The organism is Sphaerisporangium perillae (assembly GCF_023276435.1).
Classification (GTDB): domain Bacteria; phylum Actinomycetota; class Actinomycetes; order Streptosporangiales; family Streptosporangiaceae; genus Sphaerisporangium; species Sphaerisporangium perillae.
The window spans coordinates 30,129-57,076 of record NZ_JALLPO010000003.1; the positions used below are offsets into that span (position 1 = coordinate 30,129).

Sequence of the window (26,948 nt, forward strand, 5' to 3'; positions counted from 1 at the left end):
CGAGCAGCGCGCCGGCCCTGGGGTCAGACCGTGCGGAGGGCCTCCGTCGGGGGCAGGCGCGCGGCGCGCAGGGCCGGATACAGGCCTGCCAGGGCTCCGACGATCACGGCGACCGCGAACCCGCCCCACAGCCCTTCCACCGGGATGAGCACCGTCCAGCCCCGGGAGCGTGCCAGGGCGAGCGTGACCGCGCAGCCGATCAGCACTCCCCCGGCGCCGCCGAAGGCCGCCAGTACGAGCGACTCGGTCAGGAACTGCCCGGCCACGTGCCGCCGGGTCGCCCCGAGGGCACGGCGCAGGCCGATCTCGCCGCGCCGCTCCAGCACCGAGATGACCATGATGTTGCCGATGCCGATGCCGCCGACCAGCAGCGCGATGGCTCCGAGACCGAGAAAGAGCGCCGCGGACGACTCGGCGACGGCGACGCGCGCGGTGAGGGCGTCCGAGGGGCGGGCCACGTCGACCTGGTCGGGGTGGGCGGGGTTGGTGGTGGCCCCGAGCAGGCCCGCCACGGCGTCCACCCGCTCCTGCCGCGCGCGGACGTACAGCCGGCTGGGGTGGCCGTCGTAGCCGAGGAGCTTCTCGGCCACCGGGAATCCGACCAGGGCGGACCGGTCGATCTCCGGGGCCAGGACCAGCGGATCGAGGATCCCGGACACGGTGTACCAGTGGTCGCCGATCCAGACCCGCGTCGCGGCGTCGACCCGGCTGATCCCGAGGATCCGGGCCGCCTGGTAGCCGAGCACGACGACCGGGTTGCGGGCGGTGGCGGCGTCGAGGAAGCGGCCCTGCCGCACCTTGCCGTCAAGGGTCGTGAGCAGCGCGGCGTCGCAGGCTCGTACGGCCAGGCCCCCGGTCTGGCCCACGGGCACGTGCTCGTTGCGGTAGACGTTCTTCGAGGTCAGCTGAGTGGTGGGGGCGACTCCGGCAACGCCGTCTACGCGGCGGATCATGCGTGTGGCGTCGGCCGGCAGCGGGGCCTCCGCGCCGCCGAGGTCCCTGCCGCTGGCCACGGTCAGCAGGTTGGTGCCGAGCAGGTCGATCTGCTGGAGGAGCGCCGCCTGGCTGGACCGCGTGACCCCGAGGACGGCGACGATCGCGGCGATCCCGATGGCGATGCCGAGCGCCGACAGCACGGCCCGCGTCCGGCGGGCGCGCAGCCCGAGCGTCCCCACGGCGAGCAGGTCGGCGGCGCGCAGCCGGCTGAGCGTACCGGCGCTCATCGCCGGTCCGCCGTGGCAGCGGGCGTCACGGCGCCGGACACGCGATGCTCTCCGACGACCTGGCCGTCGCGGATGTCCACCCTGCGGCGGCAGGCGGCGGCGATCTCGGAGTCGTGGGTGACGATCACCAGAGTGGTCCCCTGTCCGTTCAGCTCCCGGAGGAGGGAAATGATCTCTGTTCCGTTCGCCGAGTCGAGGTTGCCGGTGGGCTCGTCGGCGAAGACGATGGAGGGGCGTCCGACGAGGGCGCGGGCGATGGCCACCCTCTGGCGCTCGCCGCCCGACAGTTTGGCCGACCGATGCCCGGTCCGGTGCGCGAGCCCTACCCTGGCGAGCGCGTCGGCCGCGAGGCGGCGGCGCTCGGCGGCGGGCACGCCGCGGTAGAGCAGCCCGGTGGCCACGTTCTCCAGCGCCGTCAGGCTTTCCAGCAGGAAGAACTGCTGGAAGACCACGCCGACGTGGTGGGCGCGCAGCCCGGCGAGCCGCCGGTCCCCGTACGCCGCCACGGCGTGGCCCGCGATCCGCACGGATCCGGAGGTGGGACGGTCGAGCGCGGCCATGAGGTGGAGCAGAGTGGACTTCCCCGAGCCGGAGGGCCCGAGCATGGCCACCATCTCCCCAGCCTCGACGGTGAGCGTGACGCCGCGGACCGACTCGACGGGCGGCTCGCCCGGGTACATCTTGCGGACCTCTTCGAGCTCCAGCACCGCGCTTCCCGGCCGGCCGGATGGTCTTTCCTCGGGTGAACCGGTCATTCGTCCGGCACCTCCACCTGGGCGCCTTCAGGGACGCCGGTCACCTCGACCGTTCCCGCGGACTCGTCGAACAGCCCGGTCTCGACCGGGACGGTGGTGTGGCGGTTCCCGGCGACCGTCACGACCGCGAACGTGCCGCCGGGCCGGGCGAGCAGGGCGAGGATCGGCACGGTGAGCACGTTCTTGTGCTGCTCCGAGGTGATCTCGACCTGGACGAGGGCCTGGTCGAGCGTCCGGCCGGGCTTTCCCGAGAGCGTGATGGTGATCGGGACCGAGGACTGCGGCGGGCCGCCGTCCTGCTGCCCGGAAGCCGCCGTCACCGCGACCGTGCTGACCGTGGCGACCTTGCCCTTGCGCGTGCGGCCGTCGGGGAGGGTCACCATCACCTTGTCGCCCTTGCGGATGGACGGCGCCATGCTCGGGTCAAGCTCGACCGACACGACGGGCACCGCGCTCGTCCCGTGAAGGACGCGCCCGCTCGCCGGGTCGCCGGCCGAGGCGTCGTGGCCGGTCACGCGGAGCGGCCGTGGCAGGAAGACCACCTGTCCCAGCGGCACGGCGCCGGTGACGGGAAGGCGCGCGTCGTGCTGCCACCTGCGCACGGCGTAGTAGGTGGACAGGCTGTAGCTCCGGTCCACGGTGAACCCGGTGTAGCCGAGGGCCCGCAGGTTGCGCTCGAGCTGCTCGACGTCCGGGCCGGGGGTCATGCCGAGGGCGAACGCGCGCCAGGCGGGACGCGAGCCGTACATCAGGGGCACCTTCCTGCCGTCGGCCTCGTAGAGGGCGTGCCCGCGGGTGATCGTCGTCCCGATCTTCGGCAGCCGCGTGACGACGCCTCCGGCGCCGTTGACCCTGTAGGCGCCGTCGTAGGTCAGGGTGCCGTTCACCTGCAGCCGGTCGGCCACGTCCCCCAGGGTCACCGGGACGGTGCCGGTGGTGACGGGTCCTGCGGCGGGGGCCGGGGGTTCGGCACGGAGCAGGGCCCAGCCGCCTCCGGCCAGCGCGAGGACGGCGACCCCCGCGAGCGAGGCGCCCACCGCCCTAGCCACCGGAACCCGCCGGGTCTTTCACCGAGATGCCCTTCTCGGGGAAGTACTGCCGGCAGGCCTCCAGTTGGCTGCGCATGGCCCTCTTGCCGAGGTCCCTCAGCCGCTTCGGCATCGGGAAGTCGCCCTGGGCGTCGGGGTCGGGCCAGTCGCGCAGCCCGTTGTCGCGCATGCACCGCGCCAGCCGGCGGAGCCGGTCCAGTTCGGCCGGCGTCGCCGGCCTGCCCTTGTCGGAGGCCGGGATGCGGTCGACGATGGACTGGCACGCCCGCATGACGCTCTCGCTGGGCTTGGCGGTGCCGGGCGGGATGTCCACCTTGCCGGTACGCGAGTTGAGCACCGGGTCGGGGAAGTTCGGCACCCCGTGGGTCCTGATGCACTGGGCGAGCTCCCGGTAGACGGCCGGGATTCCGCCGGCCGTCGCGCTCGGGGTCGGGGTGGACGCCGGGGCGCCCGCCGCGGGGCCGCATCCCACCAGCGCGGCGGCGAGGGCGAGCAGTGCCGTGGTTCTTCGGATCATGGGTTCCCTACCTGTGCCGAGGGATGAGGCCGATCTTGCGGCTCGGAAGCCGTGCGTCTTAGGCTTCCGCCTCCGGCCTGTTCGCACATCGCGCCCGAGCGGGGTTGGAACTCCCTCCCGAGGGGGAGGGTGCGGAGTGCGGGACCCCTGAGGGGCCCCGATCAGGTCACCAACGGACCCCCCGGTTCTGTGCGGAATGTTGCGTGCTGGAAGAATCGTCCTACCATCGGTGGTCTAGGCCATGATTCCGCCCCTGCCAGCAGGGACATCTTGGTTACCGGACGGTAGAGATGCACTTTCCGGAGTAAGCGGCCAGGATGGAAGGCGACCTAGACATCGAAGAAGAGGCTTACCAGTCCATCCTCGGAAGGCGAGACCCAGTGGCTTCCGGACGCCAGCGTTTCTCGATCATCAGCGACGGCCTACCCAGCCAGCTGCCTGATGTCGATCCCAGCGAGACCCAGGAATGGCTCGAGTCGCTTGACACCGTCGTCAAGACGGAGGGTCGTAGCCGAGCCCGCTATCTGATGCTGCGCCTGCTCGAGCGCGCGCGCGAGCATCAGGTGGGGGTGCCAGGGCTGCGGAGCACCGACTACATCAACACCATCCCGCCAGAGCGGGAGCCCTGGTTCCCGGGCGACGAGTACGTCGAGCGCCGCATCAGGGCCTACACCCGGTGGAACGCCGCCGTCATGGTGACCCGGGCCAACGCCCGCACCAACGTCGGCGGCCACATCGCCACCTACGCCTCGGCCGCGTCGCTGTACGAAGTGGGCTTCAACCACTTCTTCCGCGGCAAGGACCACGGCGAGTCGGGTGACCAGGTGTTCATCCAGGGTCACGCCGCTCCGGGCATCTACGCCCGGGCGTTCCTGGAAGGCCGCCTGAACGAGTCGCAGCTCGACGCCTTCCGGCAGGAGCTCTCCCACGGCTTCAAGGGCCTGCCGTCCTACCCGCACCCGCGCCTGATGCCCGACTTCTGGGAGTTCCCCACGGTCTCCATGGGCCTCGGCGCGATCGGCGCGATCTACCAGGCGCGGTTCAACCGCTATCTGCTGAACCGGAAGATCAAGGACACCAGCCGCAGCCACGTGTGGTGCTTCCTCGGCGACGGCGAGATGGACGAGCCCGAGTCGCTCGGCGCCATCGGCCTCGCCTCCCGCGAGGAGCTCGACAACCTCACGTTCGTCATCAACTGCAACCTGCAGCGGCTCGACGGGCCTGTACGCGGCAACGGCAAGATCATCCAGGAGCTCGAGTCGTTCTTCCGGGGCGCCGGCTGGAACGTCATCAAGGTCGTCTGGGGCCGCGAGTGGGACCAGCTCCTCGCCGCCGACGTCGACGGCGTGCTCGTCAACAAGATGAACACCACCCCCGACGGTCAGTTCCAGACCTACTCCGTCGAGTCCGGTGAGTACATCCGGGAGAACTTCTTCGGCGACGACCCTCGGCTGCGCAAGATGGTCGAGCACCTCTCCGACGACGACATCCGCAAGCTGTCGCGCGGCGGCCACGACTACCGCAAGGTCTACGCGGCATTCAAGGCGGCACGCGAGCACGTCGGCCAGCCCACGGTCATCCTCGCCCAGACCATCAAGGGATGGACTCTCGGCAAGGACTTCGAGGCGCGCAACGCCACGCACCAGATGAAGAAGATGACCAAGGCCGAGCTGAAGGAGTTCCGCGACCGGCTCTACCTCCCGATCCCCGACAAGGACCTCGAGGGCGAGATGCCCCCGTACTTCCACCCGGGCGAGAACGACGAGGAGATCGCCTACATGCGGGAGCGCCGCGCGGCGCTCGGCGGGTACCTGCCGAAGCGCGTCACGCGGGCCAAGCCGCTCAAGCTCCCCGGCGACAAGGTCTACGCCGACCTGAAGAAGGGCTCGGGCAAGCAGAACGTCGCCACGACCATGGCGTTCGTCCGCCTGCTCAAGGACCTCATGCGCGACAAGGAGATCGGCGCGCGGTTCGTGCCGATCATCCCCGATGAGGCCCGCACCTTCGGCATCGACGCGATGTTCCCGACCGCCAAGATCTACTCCCCGCACGGGCAGACCTACGACGCGGTCGACCGCAACCTGCTGCTGTCGTACAAGGAGTCGGTCGAGGGCCAGATCCTGCATGAGGGCATCAGCGAGTCGGGCTCCATGGGCTCGACCATCGCCGCCGGCACCGCATACGCCACCCACGGCGAGCACATGATCCCGATCTACATCTTCTACTCGATGTTCGGGTTCCAGCGCACCGCCGACCAGATGTGGCAGCTCGGCGACCAGATGGGCCGGGGCTTCCTGCTCGGCGCGACCGCCGGTCGCACCACGCTCAACGGCGAGGGCCTCCAGCACGAGGACGGCCACACGCCGCTGATCGCCTCGACGAACCCCGCCGCCGTGTCGTACGACCCGGCGTGGGCGTTCGAGATCGCCCACATCGTGCAGGACGGCCTGCGCCGCATGTACGGCGAGAAGCCCGAGGACATCTTCTACTACCTCACCGTCTACAACGAGCCCTACCCGCAGCCGGCCGAGCCGGAGGACCTCGACGTCGAGGGAGTGCTCAAGGGCCTCTACCGGTTCGCCCCGGCCCCCGACATCGAGGGCCCCCGGGCGAACATCCTCGCCTCCGGCGTGGCCGGCCGCTGGGCCCTCGAGGCGCAGCGCCTGCTCGCCGAGGAGTGGGGCGTCGCGGCCGAGGTGTGGTCCGCGCCCTCGTGGTCGGAGCTGCGCCGCGACGCGCTCGCCTGCGACGAGCACAACCTGCTCAACCCCGAGTCCGAGCAGCGCGTCCCCTACGTCACGAAGGTGCTGTCGAAGGTCAGGGGTCCCTTCGTGGGCGTCAGCGACTACATGCGGGCCGTTCCCGACCAGATCGCCCGCTGGGTCCCCGGTGACTGGGCCTCGCTCGGCACCGATGGCTTCGGCCTGTCGGACACCCGCTCGGCGCTGCGCCGCCACTTCCACGTGGACGCCGCGTCGATCACCCTGGCGGTGCTCACCGAGCTGGCCAAGCGCGGCGAGGTCAAGCAGGAGGTCCTGCGCGAAGCCATCGCGCGCTACCACCTGAAGAACGGCGTCACCGAGGTCGTCGCCCAGCCGACCCCTGAGAGCAACGAGACGCAGTCCATGGGAGTCTGATCCTCCCGGGTTCTCTCGACGGGCCTCCGCGCGACCGCGCGGGGGCCCGCCGTCGTTTCACCGTCGGTCGGCAGTCGTGCCAAGTCAGTCACAAGCCATGGACAAGCCGCGTGTCCCACGATTGCCAGCGTGAACGGAAACATCAGGAAAAAGCTCACGATGGTCGCCGCAGTGGCGTCGGTCGCCATGAGCATGTCGGCGGTGGCCGCGCCCGCCATGGCCGACGGTGAGAGCACCGTGCCCGTCGGCACCCGTCTGGCCGCCCAAGCGCATCCGGCCGTCCAGCTGACCAGCCTGACCTACAGCGGCCAGGTCGTCGTCCCCACTCCCGAGATCAAGCAGTCGGCGCTCCAGGCGCTGGCACAGCAGGCCGCGTCCGCCGCCATCTCCGGCAAGATCGCGCAGGACGAGCGCAGCATCGCCAAGTACATCTTCCAGCACATGGCCGCCAACCCCAACGCCTACCTGCGCGGCGTCGCCCCGAACCGGTCGGTCGACGCCGAGGTCGGCGGGCTGTGCACCGGCTGGTGGATCACGCCCGACGGCTACATGGTCACCGGCGCCCACTGTGTCGAGACGGGCGAGGAAGAGCTCGGCCAGCTCTTCGCCCGGCAGGCGCTGACCAAGTTCAACAAGGAGGACGCCCAGTCGGTCGTCCAGAGCCTTGGTGACTACCAGACCGACGAAGAGATCGTGAAGCTCGCGACGCAGCTCTTCGTCACCTTCAACAGCACCCACCTGAAGATCCAGGGACTGCAGAAGAGCCTGTCGGTCCTGCAGAGCCTGCCCGGCGGCGGCGTCGACAAGACCGCCAAGCCCGTCCCCGCGGAGCTCGTGTCGGTCGGCGAGAGCTACCCCGGCAAGGACTTCGCCCTGCTCAAGGTCAACGGGCAGCAGAACCTGCCGACCGTGCCCCTGGGCGAGGACAGCGACGTGCAGACCGGCGACACCCTCTACATCAGCGGGTTCCCCGGCCTGGTCACCAACACCGCCTTCTTCAGCCTGGAGTCCAAGCTGGACCCCGCCCTCACCGAGGGCCCGTACAACGCCAAGCGCACCACCCAGACCGGCGTGCCGTACATCCAGACGCAGGCGCCGGCGTACCACGGCAACTCCGGAGGACCGGTCTTCAGCAAGGACGGCAAGGTCATCGGCATGCTGATCGCCGGCTCCGTCACCGACGGCGGCGAGAACACCGAGAGCCAGACCTTCGTCCTTCCGGTCAGCATCATCAAGGAGAAGCTGAACGAGAAGAACGTCAAGCCCTCGCAGGCGATCACCTCGACCAGGTACAACGAGGCGCTGGACGACTACTTCAAGCACTACTACTCGCAGGCGCTGCCGAAGTTCCGCGAGGTGCAGGCGCTGTTCCCCAACCACCCCTACGTCGCCAAGTACATCAGCGACACCCAGCAGGCGATCTCCTCGGGGAAGGACGAGACCCCCTCGTCGATCCTGCCGTGGATCCTGATCGGCGGCGGCGTGGTCATCGGCATCATCATCGTCGTGGTGCTGGTCATGTCGGTCGGCCGGCGCCGCAGGCAGTCGGAGCACGTGTCGCCCTTCCCGGCCCAGCCCGGGTACGGGGGCGCCGTGCCGCCGCCGCCGTGGGCGCAGCAGCAGCCGGCGCTCCCGTACGGCGCGCAGCCCGGCCACGGGCCTAGTCAGCAGGGCTACGCCGGACCGCAGGGCCCCGGCGGCTACCCGGGACAGCCCGCGCCGCAGGGTCAGCAGCCGCAGATCGCCGATCTGGAGCGCGAGCTCGCCGAGCTGCGCCGCCAGCTCGGGAACCGGCCCTCTGGCCAGTGACCTGGCCCCCTCCACAGTCCATCCCAAGGCCCGCCACGCGACCGCGTGGCGGGCCTTTCACCCGTCGGTCTCAGGCGGACACTCTGAGACGGATGCTCTGCGGCGGACGTCCTCCGTGGGCGTCCTCCGTGGGCGTCCTCCGTGGGCGTCCTCCGTGGGCGTCCTCCGTGGGCGTCCTCCGTGGGCGTCCTCCGTGGGCGTCCTCAGGCGGGCGTCCTCCGTGGGCGTCCTCAGGCGGGCGTCCTCAGGCGGACGGCGCGAAGATGCCGAAGAGGTTGCCCGAGGTGTCGCGCAGGTAGGCGAAGTCGGGCCCCTGGGCGTTGCCGATCATCTTGAACTGCGTCTTCCCGCCGAGCCGCTCGACCTCCTCGCAGGTGGCAGCCACGTCGGCGACCACGACGGTGAAGATGCCGTGACCGGGGAACTCCCCCTTGGTGCCGTAGAGGCCGCCCTTCACCCCCTCGACGCCGGGATAGGTGATCATGCGGTAGTCCATGCCCTCTCCGGCGGGCTCCTTGTCGGTCTCGAAGGACCAGCCGAACAACTCGCCGTAGAAGCGCTGCGCGCCCTCGGGGTCGTCGGTGGCGATCTCGAACCAGGCCACGGTGTTGAACGGCGGCGTGCTCATGACTGGGTTGTCTCCTCTGGATGTGCTGAAGGTCGCGAGTACACGGATCGGTCCGTGCGAACACATCTACGATCGCCGACCTGTGCGACAACGTCATGTCGGTGTTTTCGACCGGATTTTCGAGCGACGCATTCCGGGCGTCGGCGCGGCCACGAACGATCCGAGGGTCAGTCCAGAGCGGGATTGCGGACGATCAGGTCGGGGATGTTCGGAACGTACTCGTCCAGCCGCCGCCGCGCGGGCGCGGGCTCCCCTGTGAGCGCCGCGCTGACGATGCGGTCGAGCCGGAACACCCGGACGTCCTCGCGGAGCCTGCACCACCCCGCGAGGTACCAGGCTTCGCCGCGCCCGCCCAGGAACATGCCCGGCTCGACATCGCGTTCGGTGGACACGTGCGAGCGGTCGTCGTAGGAGATGCGCAGCACCCGCCGGCGCCGCAGGGCCTCCTCGATCACGCGGGTGATCGCGGCTCGCGTGTGTGAGGCGGTCCCGGGATCGCCCGTGTCGCCGAGCAAGTGGACCCGGGAGGCGAGCTCCCTGGCGCGCTCCCCGTCGGGCATGGGCATGGCGGCCACCAGCTTGCGCAGCGCGCTGCGGGCGTGGGCGGCGAAGGGCTGCTCCCCCGCGCGGCTCAGCGCGACCGCGACGGCCACCGCCTCGGCGGGGGTGAAGTTGAGCGACGGCAGCGACATCGCCTTGTCGATCGCATAGCCCCCACGCCTGCCGGCTTCGGCGTAGATGGGCACTCCCGCCTGCTGGAGGGCCGCGATGTCCCTCTCGACGGTGCGGACGCTCACCTCGAACCGGGCGCTCAGCTCTCGTGCGGATCGGCACCGGGGGGAGATCGCGCGCAGCTCCTCGACCAGAGCGTAGAGCCGATCGGTACGGTTCACGCCCCGAAGCTACGCCGCACCACCGACATTCGCCGTCACCGGCGTCAGCCGCGGGCCCGGTCGCGGGCGATCAGGTCGCCGGGATCAGGTCACCCGGTCGCTGGGATCAGGTCGCCGGGATCAGGTCGCCTGGTCTCGGGCGATCAGGTCGCCTGGTCTCGGGCGATCAGGTCGGGGATGTGCGGGGCGTACTCGTCGAGCCTGCGGCGCGCCTCCGCCCGCTCGTCCGTGAGGGCGGCGCTGACGATGCGGTCGAGCCGGAACACCCGGACGTCCTCGCGGAGCCGGCACCAGCCCACGAGGTACCAGAAGCCGCCACGCCCGCCGATGAAGACACCGGGCTCGACCTCGCGCTCGGTCATCGCGCCGGAACGCGCCTCGTACACGATGCGCAGCACCCGCCGGTGGAGCAGCGCCTCCTCGATGACCCGCGCGACGGCGGCCCGCGCGCCGGGGCCCTCCTCCACCTCCCCCGGATCCACCGCCTTGCCGGCCGCTCCGCCCTCTCCACGGGCACTCTCTGGACCGGGCGCCCCGCCGTCTCCACGGGCACTCTCTGGACCGGACGGCGCGCCGGCCGGCGGGCGGTCCAGGACGGGCATGGTGGCCACCAGCTTGCGCAGCGCGCTGCGGGCGCCACCGGCCAGGGGACGCCTCCCCGCGCGGCTCAGCGCGACCGCCACGGCCACCGCCTCGTCCGGGGTGAGGTCGAGCCTGGACGGGGACCCCGTCTCGTCGAGGGTGTAGCCCTCCTGCCCGCCGTCCGCCGCGCGTACGGGCACCCCCGCCTGCTGGAGGGCCGCGATGTCGCGCTCGACGGTGCGGACGCCCACCTGTAATCGCTCGCTCAACTCCCATGCGGACCGGCACCCGGGGGAGATCGCGCGCAACTCCTCGATGAGTGCGTAGAGCCGATCGGTACGGTTCACACCCCGAAGCTACGCCGCACCACCGACATTCGCGCCGATGCCGCGAGCGCGGCATCTAGGAAGCCTTCGCCGGGTTGTTCCACGTAGGTGGCGCCGGCATCGCCGTATCCCCCTCGCGCCGTCGCGGCGCCTGATGGACAAGCACCACACGAGGCGGCGAGTGGGAGCGGCGCCCCACAAAAGCAGGGCACCACCGGAGCCGGATCAACCAGCCGGGGGCGGCGGTCCAAGTGAGGAGACACCACCGGAGCCGGATCAACCAGCCGGGGGCGGCGGTCCAAGTGAGGAGACACCACCGGAGCCGGATCAACCAGCCGGGGGCGGCGGTCCAAGTGAGGAGACACCACCGGAGCCGGATCAACCAGCCGGGGCGGTGGTCCAGGTCAGGAGGGTCTCCGCGGGCCAGGTGTTGATGACGCGGGCGGGCTCGATGCCGCAGCGGGCGGCTCGTTCGCAGCCGAGGTGCTGCCATTCGAGTTGCCCGGGCGCGTGGGCGTCGGAGTCGATCGAGAACAGGCATCCCATCTCGTACGCGAGCCGCAGCAGGCGTTTGGGGGGATCGAGCCGGTCGGGACGGGAGTTGATCTCCACGGCGACGCCGAACCGGCGGCAGGCCTCGAAGACGATCTCGGCGTCGAACGCCGACTCCGGCCGCAGCCGCCCACGCCTGCCCCCCGCCTGGACGATGCGCCCGGTGCAGTGGCCGAGCACGTCCACGCGCGGGTCGGCGATGGCCCTGACCATCCTCCGGGTCATGTCGCCGGCGTCCATGCGCAGCTTGGAGTGGACGCTGGCGACCACCACGTCGAGCCGGTCGAGCAGTTCGGGCTCCTGGTCGAGCGACCCGTCGTCCAGGATGTCCACCTCGACGCCGCTCAGGATCCGGAACGGCGCGAGCTTCTCGTTGAGCTCGGCGACGACGTCGAGTTGTTCGCGGAGCCGGGCCGGGGACAGCCCGCCGGCGACGGTCAGGCGCGGCGAGTGGTCGGTGAGGGCGAGGTAGCCGTGGCCGATCCCCCGGGCCGCCACGGCCATCTCCTCGATGGGCGACCCGCCGTCGGACCAGTCGGAGTGGCTGTGCAGGTCGCCTTTGAGCGCGGCGCGCAGGGCCGCGGTCGCCTCGTCCAGGTCCAGATCGGCGGTGTCCTCCAGGCGCCGCAGGTAGGTGGGCACGTCCCCGTCCAGCGCCTCGGTGATCGCGAGGGCGGTGACCTTGCCGATGCCCTTGAGGCCGGACAGGCCTCCGGAGCGCGCGAGCCGCAGGAGTTCGTCGCGGGGGATCTCGGCGATGGTCGCGGCGGCGCCGCGGAAGGCGCGCACCCGGTAGGTGGGCTCGCCCGCCCGTTCGAGGAGGAAGGCGATCCTTTTCAGCGCTTCGACCGGTTCCACAGGTGCGAATCTACCCAGCGTCCCTTCCCCGCACGTCAGACCGCCCGATAAGCAGCGAAATCTCCACTTATTCCACGACTTAGAAACTTTGTGGCCGATCACTCCGTTGATCGGTCCAAACGGTACGCTGTGCTGACTTTTCGAGAGATGGAATTAGATAGATGGCGAACCCCCGGCCCGAGCGCGCGCTACCACCCCACCCGCTGGCGCAGAACGGGCCCGGGAAGGCGGCCGCCCCACCGGGCGACGGCAAGAAGCTGTCCTCCAGCGTGATCACCCTTGGCGCGATGGGCCTGCTGTCCACCCTGGTCATCGGGTTCTGCGCCGCCCAGGACACCTTCGCCGAACGGGTCACCGCCGACTGTGTGGACCTCTCCAGCGGCCAGTCCGACGGGTCGTACCAGGTCGTGGACGAGAACAACTGCGACGACGACGATGACGGCGGCCACGGCTACTACGGCTCGCACGGAGCCTACGGCTGGTACTACGGAGGCGTCAGGCAGGCGGGCCGGGTGCTGCGCGGCACCACCATCAGGCCGGCGAGCGCCCACGTCGACAGCCGGTCGGGCACCGTGCTCCAGCGCGGCGGCTTCGGCGGCCGCGGCTCAGGGGGGAGCTGACGTGCGCAGGCAGGCGTCCACGCGGCGGGACGGCTGGGAGAAGATCATCGAGGAGCAGGGGCTCGCCTACCACCGCTCCGCGCACCCGGTCCACCTGACCCGGCCCTACTGGGACGAGGGCGTGGAGTACGTCTTCACCATGGAGGAGGTCCTCGACCTGGAGAGCCAGGTCGAGGAGCTGCACGGCATGTGCCTCGCGGCCGTCGAGCACGTGCTCGCCGCCGGCCGCCACCGCGACTTCGCGATCCCCGAGTGGGCGGCGCCGGAGGTCGAGGCGTCCTGGCGGCGCCGGGACCCGCACCTCTACGGCCGCTTCGACCTGCGCTACGACGGGAACGGTCCGGCCAAGTTGCTGGAGTACAACGCCGACACCCCGACCAGCCTCGTCGAGAGCTCGCTGATCCAGTGGTTCTGGCTCAAGGACGTCCATCCGGACGACGACCAGTGGAACTCCCTCCACGAGCGGCTGATCGAGCGCTGGGCGGCGCTGCCGCTGCAGAGCGGCCCCGCCCACTTCGCCTGGACCAACATGGACGAGACCGGCGAAGAGGTGATGACGCTCGGCTACCTGCAGGAGACGGCCGAGCAGGCGGGCCGGAAGACCGTCGCCGTCGCCATGGAGGACATCGGGTGGGACGCCCGCGCGCAGCGCTTCGTCGACATGGAGCAGCGGGTGATCCGCACGCTGTGCAAGCTCTACCCGTGGGAATGGGCCGTCGCCGACCCGTTCGGGCCGCAGGCGGTCAGGCAGCAGGTCTCCATGACCTGGATCGAGCCGCTGTGGAAGATGCTGCTGTCCAACAAGGCGCTGCTGGCCGTCCTGTGGGAGCTGTACCCCGGCCACCCCAACCTGCTGCCCGCCTACCTGGACGGCCCCCGGGACCTGCCCGCCCACATCGAGAAGCCGCTGCTCGGCCGGGAGGGCGCGAGCATGCGCATCGTGACCCCCGAGGGCACGCAGAGCACCGACGGCGGCTACGGCGCCGAGGGCTACGTCTACCAGGAGTTCCAGGCGCTGCCCGACTTCGACGGCTGGCGTCCCGTGCTCGGCGCGTGGGTCGTCGGGGACGAGGCCGCCGGGCTCGGCATCCGGGAGACCTCGGGCCTGATCACCGATGACTCCTCCTCCTTCGTCCCCCACCGCATCGAGACGTGATCCCATGATCCCGCGTGATCCCGTGATGCCGGCGACACGCGTACCCGTGATCCGTCCCGTTCTTCCCACCCCCCACCGAGCACGCCCAAGGAGCACCACATGACCATCGCGCTCGCCGGTCCCCTCGGAGAAGCGCTCGGACGAGGAGCCATGGCGATCCTCGCCTACGCGGTCCTGGGCGTCCTGCTGCTGATCGCCGGCTTCTACGTCATCGACCTGGCCACCCCCGGCCGGCTCAGCAAGGTGATCCAGGAGGACCGCAACCCCAACGCGGCGCTGCTCACCGCGTCCGGGCTCGCGGCCGTCGGCCTGATCGTCGCCGCCTCCATCTGGTCCTCGGGAGGCGTGCTCCAGGAAGGGCTGCTCGCCACCCTGGTCTTCGGCGTCACGGGCATCGTCGTGCAGGCCCTCGGGATGCTGCTCTTCGACCGGGTGGCCGGCATCTCGGTCCGCGATCTGGTCCGCGAGCCCGGGCTGCAACCCGCCGCCGTCCTGCTCGCCGTGACCCACCTGGCGATCGGGGTGATCACCGCCGTAGCGGTGATATAGCGCACCTAGGGCTTTCGCACTCGTGCTGACCTGGCACCCTAGGGATGTGAATGACCGGGTACGCGAGGACACCGCACGACGGCTCGAACGGGCGATGGGGACTCTCGGCACCGCCGCGATGACCCGGATGGACGAACGGCTGCCGTGGTACCGGGCGCTGTCGGCCGAGGACCGCTCGTGGGTCGGGCTGGTGGCCCAGGCCGGCATCGCCGCCTTCGTCGAGTGGTTCCAGCACGCCGACGAGGGCAGGCCGACCCCCAGCATCGAGATATTCGGCACCGCCCCGCGCGAGCTGAAGCGCTCTGTCTCGCTGCAGCAGACGGTCGACCTGGTACGCGTCGTCGTCGAGGTGGTGGAGGCGGAGGTCCAGGATCTCGCGGCGCCCGGCGGCGAGGAGTTGCTCAAGCAGGCGATGCTGCGCTACACCCGCGACGTGGCGTTCGCCGCCGCCCACGTCTACGCTCGCGAGGCCGAGGTGCGCGGCGCGTGGGACGCGCGCCTGGAGGCCCTGATCGTGGACGCGCTGGTCCGCGGCGAGGTGGACGACGGGCTGCACTCGTGGGCGGCGGCGCTCGGCTGGACGTCCTCACCGGTCGTGGTGCTCGCCGGGTACGCGCCGGACGCCGACCCGCAGACCGTCATCGACGGGATGCGCGACAAGGGACGGCGTCTCGGCCACGACCTGCTCGCCGGTGTGCAGGGCGACCGCCTGATCGTCATCGTGGGCGGCGCCGACAGCATCAAGGACGCCTCCAGGCACGTGGTGCCGCGCTTCGGGCCCGGCCCGATCGTCATCGGCCCCGAGGTCCCCGACCTGCACGCGGCGGCCAACTCGGCCCGCGCCGCCGTGGCGGGCCTGCGGGCGGCACAGGGATGGCCGGACGCCCCCCGGCCCGTGCTGGCGGAGGACCTGCTCGCCGAGCGGGCCATCGACGGCGACGAGGACGCCCGCGAGCAGCTCATCGAGAACGTCTACGAGCCCCTGGAGGGCACTCCGCTGCTCGACACACTGGCGACCTACCTGGAGCAGGGCACATCTTTGGAAGCCACGGCGCGTCTGTTGTTCGTCCACCCGAACACCGTGCGTTACCGTTTGAAGAAGATCACAGAACTGACGGGCTACCAGCCCACCGAGGGCCGGTCCGCCTTCACATTGCAGGTCGGCCTGATTCTCGGAAGGTTGTCGCGAGCAACCGTAACCTGACCATGGTTCGGTAACGGTCCGGAAACCTCCACTAGAGGGTTCCTACAAAGACCCACCGACAAAGTTCGTACGGATCATTAGCAGTGTGGTGAACTCCTACAGGGCATGGTGGATTTTGTGCTCGTCATCGTCGCTCCCGGGCAAGGCGCCCAGACTCCAGGCTTCCTGTCCCCGTGGCTTGAGATCCCCGGTCTTCGTGACCGGCTGTCGGCATGGTCCGATGTCGCCGGCCTCGATCTGATCTCCTACGGGACCACGGCCGGCGCGGACGAGATCCGTGACACCGCGGTCGCGCAGCCACTCTTGGTAGCCGCCGGCCTCGCCGTCGCCGAGGTCCTGCTCTCCCCCGCCGGCGCCGGCTCCGCCGGAGACGGCGGTGCCGTCACCCCCGGCGTGGTCGCCGGGCACAGCGTCGGAGAGTTCACCGCCGCCGCCCTCGCCGGCGTCCTCACCCCCGAACAGGCCGTCGCCCTCGTGGGGCAGCGCGGCCAGGCCATGGCCAAGGCCGCCGCCATCACCCAGACCGGCATGACGGCCGTGCTCGGCGGCGACGAGGAAGAGGTGCTCGGCGCGATCGAGCGTCACGGCCTCACCCCGGCCAACATCAACGGAGCCGGTCAGATCGTCGCGGCCGGCACGGCCGAGCAGCTCGCCGCCTTCGCGGCCGACCCGCCCGCTCGCGCCCGGCTGAGATCCCTCTCCGTGGCGGGAGCGTTCCACACCCACCACATGGCCCCCGCGGTCGAGCACCTGCGTTCCGAGGCCGCCGGGGTCACCCCGGGCGACCCGCGCGTGACCCTGCTGTCCAACGCGGACGGCCAGGCCGTCGCGAGCGGCGCCGAGTTCGTCGAGCGGCTGATCGCCCAGGTGGCCCGCCCGGTCAGGTGGGATCTGTGCATGGCCACGATGGCCGGCCTCGGTGTCACCGCCATGATCGAGCTGCTTCCGGGAGGCACGCTGACCGGCCTGGCCAAGCGGGCGCTCCCCGGCATCGAGACGGTCCCGCTCAAGACCCCCGACGACCTCGCGGCCGCCGGCACCGTGATCAGCAAGGAGACCGCCCAGTGAGGATCATGCGAGGCTCCCCGGGCGCCAAGGTGCTCGCGTTCGGCGGTTACCAGCCCGCCGGTGTCGTCACCAACGACGACCTGGCGAAGACCATCGACACCAACGACGCCTGGATCCAGAGCCGCGTCGGCATCAAGGAGCGCCGGATCGCCGGCCCCGAGGAGTCCGACGTCGACATCGCCGTGCAGGCCGGGGGCAAGGCCCTGGCCGCGAGCGGGTTGTCGGCCGCCGACATCGACCTGGTCGTCGTCGCCACCTGCACGCTCGAGGCGCAGATCCCGAACGCCGCCGCCCGCGTCGCCCACCGGCTCGGCATCCAGGCTCCGGGCGCCTTCGACGTCAACGCCGCCTGCGCCGGCTTCTGCTACGCCCTGGCGGCCGCTGGTGACGCCGTCCGGGCCGGGTCCGCGACCAACGTGCTGGTGATCGGCACCGAGAAGCTCTCCCAGTGGGTCGACTGGACCGACCGGGCCACCTGCGTGATCTTCGCCGATGGCGCCGGAGCCGCCGTGGTCGGGCCGTCCGAGACGCCCGGCATCGGCCCGGTCGTGTGGGGCAGCGCCGGCGACAAGTACGACGCGATCATCATCAAGGACCGCGACTCCTTCCTCCACCAGGAAGGCCAGACGGTGTTCCGCTGGGCCACGACCGCGCTTCACCCGGTCGCCAAGGAAGCCTGCGACCGTGCGGGGGTGGACCCCTCCGAGCTGGCCGCCTTCGTCCCCCACCAGGCCAACCTGCGCATCATCGAGTCCATCGCCCGTAAGCTCGGCGCCGACAAGGCGGTCATCGCCAAGGACATCGTCCTGGCCGGCAACACCTCGGCCGCGTCGATCCCGCTCGCGCTGAGCCGCATGATCGAGCGCGGCGAGGTCCAGTCGGGCGACCTGGCCCTCCTGCTCGGCTTCGGCGCCGGCCTCACCTACGCCGGCCAAGTGGTGGAGATCCCCTGAACCTGTACGACCGGCCCGCACGGCTCGCCGTACACACCAAGAGAAGCACCCGATCCAAGGAGAAATCGCGACATGGCAGTGACCGAGCAGGAGATCCTCGCGGGCCTCGGCAAGATCATCAACGAGATCACCGGCATCCCGGCCGCCGAGGTCACCCCGGAGAAGAACTTCGTGGACGACCTCGACATCGACTCGCTCTCCATGGTCGAGATCGCCGTCGCCGCCCAGGACGAGTTCGGCGTCGAGATCCCCGACGACCAGCTCAAGCACCTGAAGACCGTCAAGGACGTCGTCAACTTCATCCAGAACTAGCTCGACTCAGGCGTCCGGTGCGGCCGGGCGCCTGAGCCCCCCCATGCTTCGCGTCGATTCACAAGGAGCGCATCAAGTGAGCAGAGATCGGGTACGTGTCGTTGTCACCGGGCTCGGCGTGACAACGCCCCTCGGTGGAGACGTCGCCTCGACCTGGTCGGCGCTCCTCGCCGGACAGTCGGGCGTCCACACCCTCACCGAAGACTGGGCCGACCTCCTGCCGGTGAAGTTCGCCGCCAAGGCGGCCGTCGAGCCGACCGAGGTCCTGCCCAGGCCGGAGTCACGCCGCCTGGACCGTGCCGAGCAGTTCGCGCTCATCGCGGCCCGCGAGGCCTGGCAGGACGCCGGGACGCCGAAGGTCGCCCCCGACCGGCTGGGGGTCGTCGTCGGCAGCGGCATCGGCGGTATCACCACGATCCTCGCCGCCTACGACGTCTTCAAGGAGAAGGGCTGGCAGCGGCTGTCGCCCTACACCGTCCCCATGCTGATGCCGAACGGCTCGGCCGGATGGATCGGCATCGAACTCGGCGCGACGGCCGGCGTCCACGCCACCGTCAGCGCCTGCGCCACCGGCGCCGAGTCCATCGGCTACGCCATGGAGATGATCAGGTCGGGGCGGGCGGACGTCGTCGTGGCGGGCGGCACCGAGGCCGCCATCCACCCGCTGAACCTCGGGTCCTTCGCGGCGATGCGGGCGATGTCCACCCGCAACGACGAGCCCCAGCTGGCCTCCCGGCCCTGGGACGTCGACCGTGACGGGTTCGTCCTCGGCGAGGGAGCGGGCATCATCGTCCTCGAGTCCGAGGAGCACGCCCTCGCCCGCGGGGCCCGCATCTACGCCGAGGCGGCCGGCGTCGGCTACTCCGGCGACGCCCACCACATCGCCCAGCCCGAGCCGACGGGCGCGGGCCTGCGCAGCGCCGCCCGCAGGGTCCTTGCGGACGCCGGTCTGACCGGCGAGGACATCCGGCACGTCAACGCGCACGCCACCTCCACCCCCGCGGGGGACGTCGTGGAGGCGGTGGCGATCCAGGAGATCATCGGCGACCACCCGCTCGTGACGGCGACCAAGTCGATGACCGGTCACCTGCTCGGCGGGGCCGGCGGCATCGAGTCGGTCTTCACGATCAAGGCCCTGTACGACCGGGTCGTGCCGGCCACCATCAACGTGGACAACCTCGACCCGGCGGTCGAGGTGGACATCGTGCGCGGCGAGCCGCGCAAGCTCCCCGACGGCCAGATCGCCGCGATCAACAACTCGTTCGGCTTCGGCGGCCACAACGTCTCCGTCGCCTTCGCCAGCATTTGATTTTGGAGCGCCTGTGACTGTGCTCGACAAGGGGGTGGTGACCGGGGCCTCCGAAGAGGAGGCTCCTGATCCCCGCGACCCGCGACCACGCCTGTCCGCCCTGTTCGACGAGGGCACCATCCACTTGCTCTCCCCCGAAGACCGCAGCGGCGTGCTCGCCGCCATGGGCCGCGTGGAGGGCGTGCCGGTGGTGGCCTTCTCCAGCGACGCGCGCGTCCAGGGCGGCGCGATGGGCAGCGAGGGCTGCGAGCACATCGTGCACGCCTACGACATCGCCGTCCGCGAACGCGTCCCGATCGTCGGCCTGTGGCACTCCGGCGGCGCCCGCCTGGCCGAGGGCGTCGAGTCCCTGCACGCCGTCGGCCGCGTGTTCGCGGCGATGACCAGGGCCTCCGGCGTGGTCCCGCAGATCTCCGTGGTCCTCGGCCCGGCGGCCGGCGGAGCCGCGTACGGTCCGGCCCTGACCGACCTGGTGATCCTTTCCGACAAGGGCCGCATCTTCGTCACCGGGCCCGACGTCGTCCGCAGCGTCACCGGCGAGAAGATCGACATGGCCGCTCTGGGCGGCCCGGAGCCGCACAGCAAGCGCAGCGGCGTGGTCCACGTCGTCACCAAGTCCGACACCGAGGCGGTGCTGAACGCCCGGCGCCTTGCCGTGCTGCTCGGCCACCAGGGGCGCGTCCGCCTCGAATCGGTGGAGGACGTCGACTTCTCCGGCCTGCTCCCCGAGGAGGTCCGCCGGGCGTACTCCGTGCACCCGCTGGTCAACGGGCTGCTCGACGAGCCCGGCGTCGAACTGCACCCCAAGTGGGCGCCCAACATCGTCACCACGCTCGGCCGCCTCGGCGGCCGCACGGTCGGCATCATCGCCAACAACCCGATGCGGCTCGCCGGCTGCCTCGACTCAACGTCCGCCGAGAAGGCCGCCCGGTTCGTGCGCATGTGCGATGCCTTCGGGGTGCCGCTGGTCGTCCTGGTGGACGTCCCCGGCTACCTTCCCGGCGTCGGCCAGGAGCACGACGGCGTCGTCCGGCGCGGGGCCAAGCTCCTGCACGCCTTCGCCGAGGCCTCCGTGCCCCGCGTCACCCTGGTGACGCGCAAGGCCTACGGCGGCGCGTACATCGCGATGAACTCCCGGTCCCTGGGCGCCACCAAGGTGTTCGCCTGGCCGACCGCCGAGGTCGCCGTCATGGGCGCGCTCGCCGCCATCCGCGTCCTGAAGCGCCGCGAGATCGCCGCCGCCCCCGAGGAGGAGCGTTCCGCCCTGGAGTCGCGGCTGGCCGAGGAGCACGAGAAGGTCGCCGGCGGCCTCGACCGCGCGATCCAGCTCGGCGTCGTCGACGAGGTCATCAAGCCCGAAGAGACCCGCGGCGCCATCGCCAAGGTCCTCGCCCAGGCCACCCCCGCCCGCGGCGCCCACGGCAACATCCCGCTGTAGGTCATCCGTTCAGCAGGTGAGGCCCCGCACCGGACGCCGGTGCGGGGCCTCGCCGTCTTGTCGGCGGTGCGGCGTCGCCCGTGGAGCCCTGCCGGGTTCAATCGGCCGGTGGCCAGGTACGGAAGCGCGCCCGCCGACCGGTCGCGGGACAGCTCCAGCATCTTCGGACCGAGGGCCGCCAGCATCCTCCGGCCGGCCGGGACTCCGGCGCCGTCCAGCGATACCCCAGGTCATCGAAGCCGCGGAGCGGGAGACGAACGCCCGTCCCGCTCCTGACGCGGGAACCATACCCGCGAACCCTGGCGCCGCCTCCGGGCGGTCCGGAGCGGCCGTGGCGTGAAAGGTCGCTTCTTGCGGCGTAACGGCGGTCAGACGGCGGCGTGGAGCCAGCGGACGGGTGCGCCGTCGCCGGCGTAGCGGAAGGGTTCGAGCTCTTCGTCCCACTGCTTGCCGAGCAGCTTGTCCAACTCCTCTTCCAGCACGACCCGGCCCTGCGCGGCCATCAGCATCACATTGCGCAGCCGGTCCTCGGGGATCATGATGTCGCCGGACACGCCGACCACGGCCGTAAAGGCGCCGAGCGTCGGCGTGTAGGCATGCCGGGAGCCGTCCACACCCGGGGACGCGTCCTCGGTGATCTCAAAACGGATGCGCTGCCAGCCCATGAGGGACGACGTGATCGCCGCCGCCGTGCCGGGACGGCCCTCATACTCGGCCTGGGTCCGCACGGTGCCAGGCTGGGCCGGCTGAGGAGTCCACGACAGGTCGACGGGTATGCCAAGGACACCCGCGACGGCCCATTCGATGTGCGGGCACAGCGCGGGTTGAGCCGAGTGGACGTACAGCACGCCACGAGCAGACACCGGACCTCCCGTTTCGTACGAGGTGCGCCTTCCCCAACGTCCTCATACTGGGATGATCACAAGTGACTGAGGGAGAGACTACCGTCCGTCGTGGCGGGGCACCAGAGCCGGGTCATACCTAATCACGCTTGACAACTCTCCGTATGGGGAAAGATGCATTCCGTGTTTACCGCCCCTATAGGGAGCCGCCCGTGAACGTGCAGGCAGTTGAGCACATTCCGGGCCGCCACGCCTTCATCCGGCCCGGCGTCCTGCTCGCACGGTCTCCCGGCGTGGCGGCGCGCTGGACCCAGTCGGCCGAGTACATGGACGGGCTCTTCCTGCTGCGGCTCTCGCCCGGAGCCGACCCCTGCGAGATCGCCGCCACGCTCGTGGCGCGGGGCCAGGAGGTCTGCCCCAACCATGTCGTCATGGGGCAGCCGCTGTTCTTCGGGGGTCCGTCCGGAGCCCCGCTGCCCGCGTCGGCCCCCGCGTACGACCCGGGCGAACCCTCACGGGTGACGGTCGGGCTGCTCGACACCGGTGTGGCCCCGCACCCGTGGTTCAGGGACGCCGACTGGTTCCGCGGCCAGCCGGAGGAGATCCTCGACGCCGACGGCGACGGGCTTCTCGACGGCCAGGCCGGCCACGGCACCTTCATCGCGGGGCTGCTGCTGCGCCAGGCGCCCGGCGCGCGGCTGCGCGTGGTCCGGGTGCTCGACAGCCATGGGGTCGGCGACGAGGCAGGCGTGCTGCGGGCGCTCGGCATCCTGCGCGACGCGCGCATCGACGTGCTCGTGCTGCCCTTCGGCTGCTTCACCTACGACGACCGGCCCTCCCCTCTGCTGGAACGCGCGCTCGCCGCCTTCCCCGACACCGTGATCGTCGCCTGCGCGGGCAACACGACCTCCTCACGGCCGTTCTGGCCCGCCGCGATGCCTCGCGTGATCGCCGTCGGAGCTCTCGATTCACCAGAAACCGGACGCGCCGGGTTCTCCGCCTACGGCCCCTGGGTGGACGCCTGCGCCCGTGGCGAAGCGTTGACCAGCAGTTTCGTGGACTTTGACCCGTACGACGGCTACGCCGTGTGGAGCGGCACGTCGTTCGCCACCGCCGTCGTGGCCGGGGCCATCGCCGCCGCCGCCCGCCACATGTCCCCTGGTGAGGCGGCCCATCACGTGCTCCACCCAGACGGCGCCAGGCGATTTCCCGATCTCGGCGTACGCGTGCCCGCACCCCGCTAGGGTGCTCACCGAAAGCGTTCCCCCCACCACGCGAAGTCATCACATGCCATACGACCTCGACCTCCTCGACGAGACGGCCTGGCGCGACCTGGTCGCCCGGCACGGCTACCGCATGTGGGCCGTCGCCCGCGCCTTCGGCCTCGACGCCGCGGACGCCGCCGACGCCGTGCAGGCCGCGTGGCTCCGCCTGCTCGAGAGCATGCACACGATCCGCGACCCCGAACGCGTCGGCGCCTGGCTGGTCACCACGACCCGCCACGAGGCCGCGCGCATCGGCCGGCGGCGGACCGGCGACCGGCTGACCGACCTGCCCGCCGAGATCCCGGCGCCCGACGGCGACCCCACCGCGGCCATGCTCACCGAGGAGGACGGGCGGCGGCTCTGGGCGGCCGTCGACAGGCTTCCCCACCCCTGCCGCATGCTGCTGCGCCTGATCGTCACGGTCCCCGAGGCGAGTTACGCCCAGCTGTCACGGCGGCTCGACATGCCCATCGGCAGCATCGGACCCACCCGCGGCCGCTGCCTCAAGCGCCTGCGGTCCCTCATGGAGGACGAGCGGTGAACGACGACGAATATCTCCTGGCGGCCCTGCGGATCGCCGCGGGCGCCGACCCCGTCCCTGCCCGGGTCGCCTCCGAAGCGCACGCCGTGTACGGGCTGCGCCTCCCCGGCGCCGTGACCGCGAGCCTGGTCGCGCCGTCCCCGGACACCGCCATCGGCGCCAGGCCGCTGCCGGGCGTCCGGTCCAACGGCAGCACGGCCGGGACTGAGCCGCGCCTGCTGCGCTTCGCCGCCGAGGGGCTGACCATCGACGTGGAGATCACGGTGTGCGACTCCCATCTCGACCTCGCCGGCCAGGTGCATCCCGCGCCGGGCAAGGGCGCCCGGGTCGAGATCAGGACGCCGCACGTGGCCAAGATCCGCTTCCCGTCCGAGAGCGGGGAGTTCGCCACCACGGGGCTGCCCCACGGGTGGCTGAGCATCGTCTGCCACCGCGTCGGCGATCCCCCGGTGGCCACCCGCTGGCAGTGCATCCGGCGCTGACCTCTCGTGGACCAGCCCACCGCACCAGCGGAAACGCCAAAACCACCTCCCACGACCACCACCGGCCCGCCCCTCGTTGAGGCCACCCCGCCGCTCCCCGCACCACCTCCCGGGTGGGCCGTCCCTCCGCTCACCGCGGAGATCGCCGAGCTGGTGGCGGAGGCGGAGGCGGCCGTGGTGGCCTCCGGCGTCGATCCCGGATGGGCGCGCGAGCGGGCGCGAGCCGTGCTGGCCGAGGCGCGGGCACGCGACTGCCAGGAAGCCGTCTCCGTGGCCCACCGCGCGCTGGCACTCGCCGCGCGCGAGTTCGGGCTGCTCGAACTCGCGGCGGACCACCTGCACGAGGCCGTCACCGCGGCCCGCCACCTTCCCGAACGTGCCGCCCAGGCGCGCCTGTCGCTGGTCGCCGTCCGCGCCGACCTGGGCGACCCCGTGGGCGCGCTATGCGTCGCCGACCTCGCGGAAGGGCACCTGACGGGCCTGGACGCGGCACGGCTCGGCGTCCAGCGGTCCGTCGCGCTGGTCAGGCTCGGCAGGATCGAAGAGGCGGTGGCCTGCTGCGACCTGGCCGTTCAACGACTCACCGGCGCGGGTGACCCGCGTTTCCTGGCCGGAGCCCTGCTCAACCGGGGCCTCGCCCACACCTACCTCGAAGACTATGACGCGGCCTCCCACGATCTGTCGGCCTGCGTCACCGTCGCCCGCGACGCCGGTCTCGATCACATCGCCACCCTCGCTGAGGCCAACCTGCCGTTCGTCGCCACGCGACGCGGCGACATCCCGGCCGCATTCACCGGATACCAGGCCGCCGAGAAGACCCTGGCCGGCTATCCCGAACGGCTCGCCGCGATGCGGGCCGACTTCGCCGGCGCCCTGCTCGCCGCGTACCTGCCCGGAGAGGCCAGGGCGCTGCTCGGGCAGGCCGTCCCCGATCTGGCCGCCGCCGGCGCCCTCGTCACCCTGGCCGAGTCGCGCCTGCTCCTGGCACAGGCCGAACTACTCGTCGGCGACCCGTACCAGGCTCGGGCCAGCGCCGAGCGGGCGGCGGCGGAACTGGCCGGGCAGGGACGCCACGCGTGGGTGCCACTCGCGGAGGAGGTGACCCTCCGGGCCCGGATCGCCGTCGAGGAGCCGACGCGGCACCTTCTCGACGAGGTACGGATGCTCGCGGGCCGTCTCGCCGCGCACGGATGGGCCGGCCCAGCCGCCGCCCTCCGACTGACCGCCGCCGAACTCGCTCTCACCATCCCCGCCCAAACCACCGAGCCAGTGCCCGGACAGGCCAAGCCAGCATCCGGACGAGCCGAGCCGATCCCCGCCGAACATGCCGAGGCGGTACCCGGACGAGCCGAGGCGGGGTCCGGATGGGCCGGGGGTGGATCGCCGGTGCCGGCCACTCGTGACGCGGTGGAAGCCGATCTTGAGCTGGTCATCGAAGGGCCTGCCGCCACCGGACGGGCGCATCGCGTCGTACGCCACCACGCGACAGCGCTGCGGCGAAGCCTGCGAGGAGACCTGCCGGGGGCGTTCGCGGCGCTGCGGACGGGCCTGGAGGAGGCCACAGCGGGACACGAGCGCCTTGAAGACCCCGGCGTACGGGCTCACGCCGTACGGGCGGGCGAGCGGCTCGCGGACTTCGGCCTGTCGCTGGCGCTGCGCGACGGGCGGCCCGAGGCCGTCCTGGGCTGGGCCGAGCATTGGCGCGCGGTGGCGCGGGGACACTCCAGGGAGCCCTTGTCGATCGACGGCCTGCGCGCCGCGCTCGGCGGTACGGCTCTGGTCGAGATGGTCCGGCACGGTGACCGGCTCGCCGCCGTGGTGGTCACGGCCGACGGCTGCGTCCTACGCGTGCTCGGCTCCTACACCGCCGCAGCCGAGGCGACGATCCGGTTGCGGTACGGCCTGCGGAGAGCGGGCCTGCGGGACACCGGCACCCCTGCCTCCGGGATCGCGGGAGAAGCGGCGGCGCTCGCCACACGGTTGCTCGACCCGCTGGCCGCCGACATCGGTGACCGTCCGGTGGTGATCGGGCCGACCGGCGCGCTCCACACCCTGCCGTGGGGGACGCTGCCCGCGTTCAGGGGACGCGCCATCTGCGTGGCCGCGAGCGCGAGCGCCTGGCTGGCCACCGCCGCCCTCCGCCCGGGGACACGGCGGCGTGCGGGACCTCTGGTGGCCGCCGTCGCAGGCCCCGGTCTGGAACACGCCGGCACCGAGGCTGCGATGGTCGTCCGCACCTACCAGAAGACCACCCGCCGGACACCCCCTCACCAAGAGTCCGCCCACCGAACACCCCAGACCCAGGAAGCCATCCCCCAAGGTCTCCCTCACCCGGAATCGGCTCCCCTGAGGGAACCTGATGACCGAGCCGCTGATGGGCCGGGCGTGGTGGCGGCACGGATCGCCCCCGAGACCGCCGGGGTCCTCGACGCGCTCGGGCAGGCCGAGATCGTGCACATCGCCGCCCACGGATTCTTCTCCGCACAGAGCCCCCTGCTGTCGAGCATCACCCTGGACGACGGCCGCCTGATGGCCTACGACCTGCTCGGGCTCGGCCGGACGCCATGGCTCGTGGTGCTGTCGGCCTGTGACGCCGGCATGGCCCATGCCCCTGTAGACGGGACCACCCTGGGGCTCGCGGGCGCCTTCCTCGAACGGGGCACGGCATGTGTGATCGCCGGACTCATCCCGGTACGCGATGACGAAGCCCTGACCTTGATGACGCTCGTGCACGCACTACTGGTCTCAGGACAGACCCCGGCGCAGGCTCTCGCCACGGCCGCCGAGAAGACGGGCGTCCAGGGATTCGCCTGCTTCGGCTCCCTGGGCCACCCGATCCCCCTCCACGATCACGAACCACACCGCCCATGAACATCGGGC

Annotated in this window: 24 protein-coding genes; 15 read left to right on the forward strand and 9 right to left on the reverse strand. The window is 71.4% G+C overall.

The window, feature by feature from the left end; all coding sequences use genetic code 11:
• Window positions 1-23 precede the first annotated feature (23 nt).
• Genes MYF83_RS03805 through MYF83_RS03820 form a run of 4 tightly spaced genes read right to left on the reverse strand, consistent with a single transcriptional unit; the run spans window position 24 to window position 3,544 of the window.
• Window positions 24-1,223 carry an ABC transporter permease gene (locus MYF83_RS03805; RefSeq protein ID WP_248958744.1) on the reverse strand — a complete coding sequence of 400 codons (1,200 nt, stop codon included), beginning with the start codon at window positions 1,221-1,223 and terminating at the stop codon, window positions 24-26.
• The gene (locus MYF83_RS03810) at window positions 1,220-1,978 is read right to left on the reverse strand and encodes an ABC transporter ATP-binding protein (protein WP_248958745.1); all 759 of its coding nucleotides are present in this window, start codon (window positions 1,976-1,978) and stop codon (window positions 1,220-1,222) included. Before MYF83_RS03810 ends, MYF83_RS03805 begins: the two co-directional genes overlap by 4 nt.
• Window positions 1,975-3,015 (reverse strand): peptidoglycan-binding protein, encoded by a 1,041-nt coding sequence (locus MYF83_RS03815; protein WP_248958746.1) that lies wholly within the window; start codon window positions 3,013-3,015, stop codon window positions 1,975-1,977. The genes MYF83_RS03810 and MYF83_RS03815 overlap by 4 nt, the downstream gene beginning before the upstream one ends.
• A gap of 4 nt (window positions 3,016-3,019) precedes the next feature.
• Complete coding sequence (locus tag MYF83_RS03820) at window positions 3,020-3,544, reverse strand: hypothetical protein (RefSeq protein ID WP_248958747.1); 525 nt, start codon at window positions 3,542-3,544, stop codon at window positions 3,020-3,022.
• A gap of 380 nt (window positions 3,545-3,924) precedes the next feature.
• Here MYF83_RS03820 and aceE point away from each other — a divergent pair, with 380 nt between their 5' ends.
• Both aceE and MYF83_RS03830 read left to right on the forward strand, forming a co-directional pair.
• A complete protein-coding gene (aceE, locus tag MYF83_RS03825) occupies window positions 3,925-6,681 on the forward strand; it encodes a pyruvate dehydrogenase (acetyl-transferring), homodimeric type (RefSeq protein ID WP_372500083.1) in 2,757 nt (918 codons plus the stop codon).
• A 129-nt stretch (window positions 6,682-6,810) separates the two neighbouring features.
• The gene (locus MYF83_RS03830) at window positions 6,811-8,490 is read left to right on the forward strand and encodes a S1 family peptidase (protein ID WP_248958748.1); all 1,680 of its coding nucleotides are present in this window, start codon (window positions 6,811-6,813) and stop codon (window positions 8,488-8,490) included.
• 244 nt (window positions 8,491-8,734) lie between these two features.
• On the opposite strand, the gene MYF83_RS03835 is transcribed toward MYF83_RS03830, so the two are convergent.
• The 4 genes from MYF83_RS03835 to MYF83_RS03850 form a co-directional block, all read right to left on the reverse strand.
• Window positions 8,735-9,118: a VOC family protein gene (locus MYF83_RS03835; RefSeq protein ID WP_248958749.1), complete on the reverse strand. Its 384-nt coding sequence runs from the start codon at window positions 9,116-9,118 to the stop codon at window positions 8,735-8,737.
• A 167-nt stretch (window positions 9,119-9,285) separates the two neighbouring features.
• Window positions 9,286-10,011 carry a helix-turn-helix transcriptional regulator gene (locus MYF83_RS03840; RefSeq protein ID WP_248958750.1) on the reverse strand — a complete coding sequence of 242 codons (726 nt, stop codon included), beginning with the start codon at window positions 10,009-10,011 and terminating at the stop codon, window positions 9,286-9,288.
• A 143-nt stretch (window positions 10,012-10,154) separates the two neighbouring features.
• Window positions 10,155-10,940 (reverse strand): helix-turn-helix transcriptional regulator, encoded by a 786-nt coding sequence (locus MYF83_RS43585; RefSeq protein WP_248958751.1) that lies wholly within the window; start codon window positions 10,938-10,940, stop codon window positions 10,155-10,157.
• Window positions 10,941-11,297: 357 nt separating this feature from the next.
• Window positions 11,298-12,329 (reverse strand): PHP domain-containing protein, encoded by a 1,032-nt coding sequence (locus tag MYF83_RS03850; protein WP_248958752.1) that lies wholly within the window; start codon window positions 12,327-12,329, stop codon window positions 11,298-11,300.
• A gap of 161 nt (window positions 12,330-12,490) precedes the next feature.
• On the opposite strand from MYF83_RS03850, the gene MYF83_RS03855 reads away from it, so the two are divergent.
• The 9 genes from MYF83_RS03855 to MYF83_RS03895 all read left to right on the forward strand — a co-directional run bounded on the left by MYF83_RS03855 (window position 12,491) and on the right by MYF83_RS03895 (window position 20,938).
• Entirely contained in the window at window positions 12,491-12,949 is a 459-nt protein-coding gene (locus MYF83_RS03855; protein ID WP_248958753.1) for a hypothetical protein, read from the forward strand.
• Between the two features lies 1 nt (window position 12,950).
• Window positions 12,951-14,105: a glutathionylspermidine synthase family protein gene (locus MYF83_RS03860; RefSeq protein ID WP_248958754.1), complete on the forward strand. Its 1,155-nt coding sequence runs from the start codon at window positions 12,951-12,953 to the stop codon at window positions 14,103-14,105.
• A gap of 99 nt (window positions 14,106-14,204) precedes the next feature.
• Window positions 14,205-14,654: a DUF350 domain-containing protein gene (locus MYF83_RS03865; RefSeq protein ID WP_248958755.1), complete on the forward strand. Its 450-nt coding sequence runs from the start codon at window positions 14,205-14,207 to the stop codon at window positions 14,652-14,654.
• Between the two features lie 94 nt (window positions 14,655-14,748).
• The gene (locus MYF83_RS03870) at window positions 14,749-15,858 is read left to right on the forward strand and encodes a PucR family transcriptional regulator (protein ID WP_248958928.1); all 1,110 of its coding nucleotides are present in this window, start codon (window positions 14,749-14,751) and stop codon (window positions 15,856-15,858) included.
• Between the two features lie 117 nt (window positions 15,859-15,975).
• Window positions 15,976-16,926, forward strand: a complete 951-nt coding sequence (locus MYF83_RS03875; protein WP_248958756.1) for an ACP S-malonyltransferase — start codon at window positions 15,976-15,978, stop codon at window positions 16,924-16,926.
• A 5-nt stretch (window positions 16,927-16,931) separates the two neighbouring features.
• Window positions 16,932-17,879 carry a beta-ketoacyl-ACP synthase III gene (locus MYF83_RS03880; protein WP_248958929.1) on the forward strand — a complete coding sequence of 316 codons (948 nt, stop codon included), beginning with the start codon at window positions 16,932-16,934 and terminating at the stop codon, window positions 17,877-17,879.
• Between the two features lie 72 nt (window positions 17,880-17,951).
• Window positions 17,952-18,191, forward strand: coding sequence for an acyl carrier protein (locus tag MYF83_RS03885; protein ID WP_248958757.1), 240 nt, complete (start codon window positions 17,952-17,954; stop codon window positions 18,189-18,191).
• A gap of 43 nt (window positions 18,192-18,234) precedes the next feature.
• Entirely contained in the window at window positions 18,235-19,500 is a 1,266-nt protein-coding gene (gene fabF / locus MYF83_RS03890) for a beta-ketoacyl-ACP synthase II (RefSeq protein WP_248958758.1), read from the forward strand.
• A 13-nt stretch (window positions 19,501-19,513) separates the two neighbouring features.
• Complete coding sequence (locus tag MYF83_RS03895) at window positions 19,514-20,938, forward strand: acyl-CoA carboxylase subunit beta (RefSeq protein ID WP_248958759.1); 1,425 nt, start codon at window positions 19,514-19,516, stop codon at window positions 20,936-20,938.
• Window positions 20,939-21,306: 368 nt separating this feature from the next.
• Here MYF83_RS03895 and MYF83_RS03905 read toward each other — a convergent pair whose 3' ends face one another.
• A complete protein-coding gene (locus MYF83_RS03905) occupies window positions 21,307-21,801 on the reverse strand; it encodes a DUF3145 domain-containing protein (RefSeq protein ID WP_248958760.1) in 495 nt (164 codons plus the stop codon).
• A 191-nt stretch (window positions 21,802-21,992) separates the two neighbouring features.
• On the opposite strand from MYF83_RS03905, the gene MYF83_RS03910 reads away from it, so the two are divergent.
• Genes MYF83_RS03910 through MYF83_RS43590 form a run of 4 tightly spaced genes read left to right on the forward strand, consistent with a single transcriptional unit; the run spans window position 21,993 to window position 26,939 of the window.
• A complete protein-coding gene (locus MYF83_RS03910) occupies window positions 21,993-23,024 on the forward strand; it encodes a S8 family peptidase (RefSeq protein ID WP_248958761.1) in 1,032 nt (343 codons plus the stop codon).
• 43 nt (window positions 23,025-23,067) lie between these two features.
• Complete coding sequence (locus MYF83_RS03915) at window positions 23,068-23,586, forward strand: RNA polymerase sigma factor (protein ID WP_248958762.1); 519 nt, start codon at window positions 23,068-23,070, stop codon at window positions 23,584-23,586.
• Window positions 23,583-24,068: a hypothetical protein gene (locus MYF83_RS03920; RefSeq protein ID WP_248958763.1), complete on the forward strand. Its 486-nt coding sequence runs from the start codon at window positions 23,583-23,585 to the stop codon at window positions 24,066-24,068. Before MYF83_RS03915 ends, MYF83_RS03920 begins: the two co-directional genes overlap by 4 nt.
• 6 nt (window positions 24,069-24,074) lie before the next feature.
• On the forward strand, window positions 24,075-26,939 hold the full coding sequence (locus MYF83_RS43590) for a CHAT domain-containing protein (protein ID WP_248958764.1): 2,865 nt from the start codon (window positions 24,075-24,077) through the stop codon (window positions 26,937-26,939).
• Window positions 26,940-26,948: the final 9 nt, after the last annotated feature.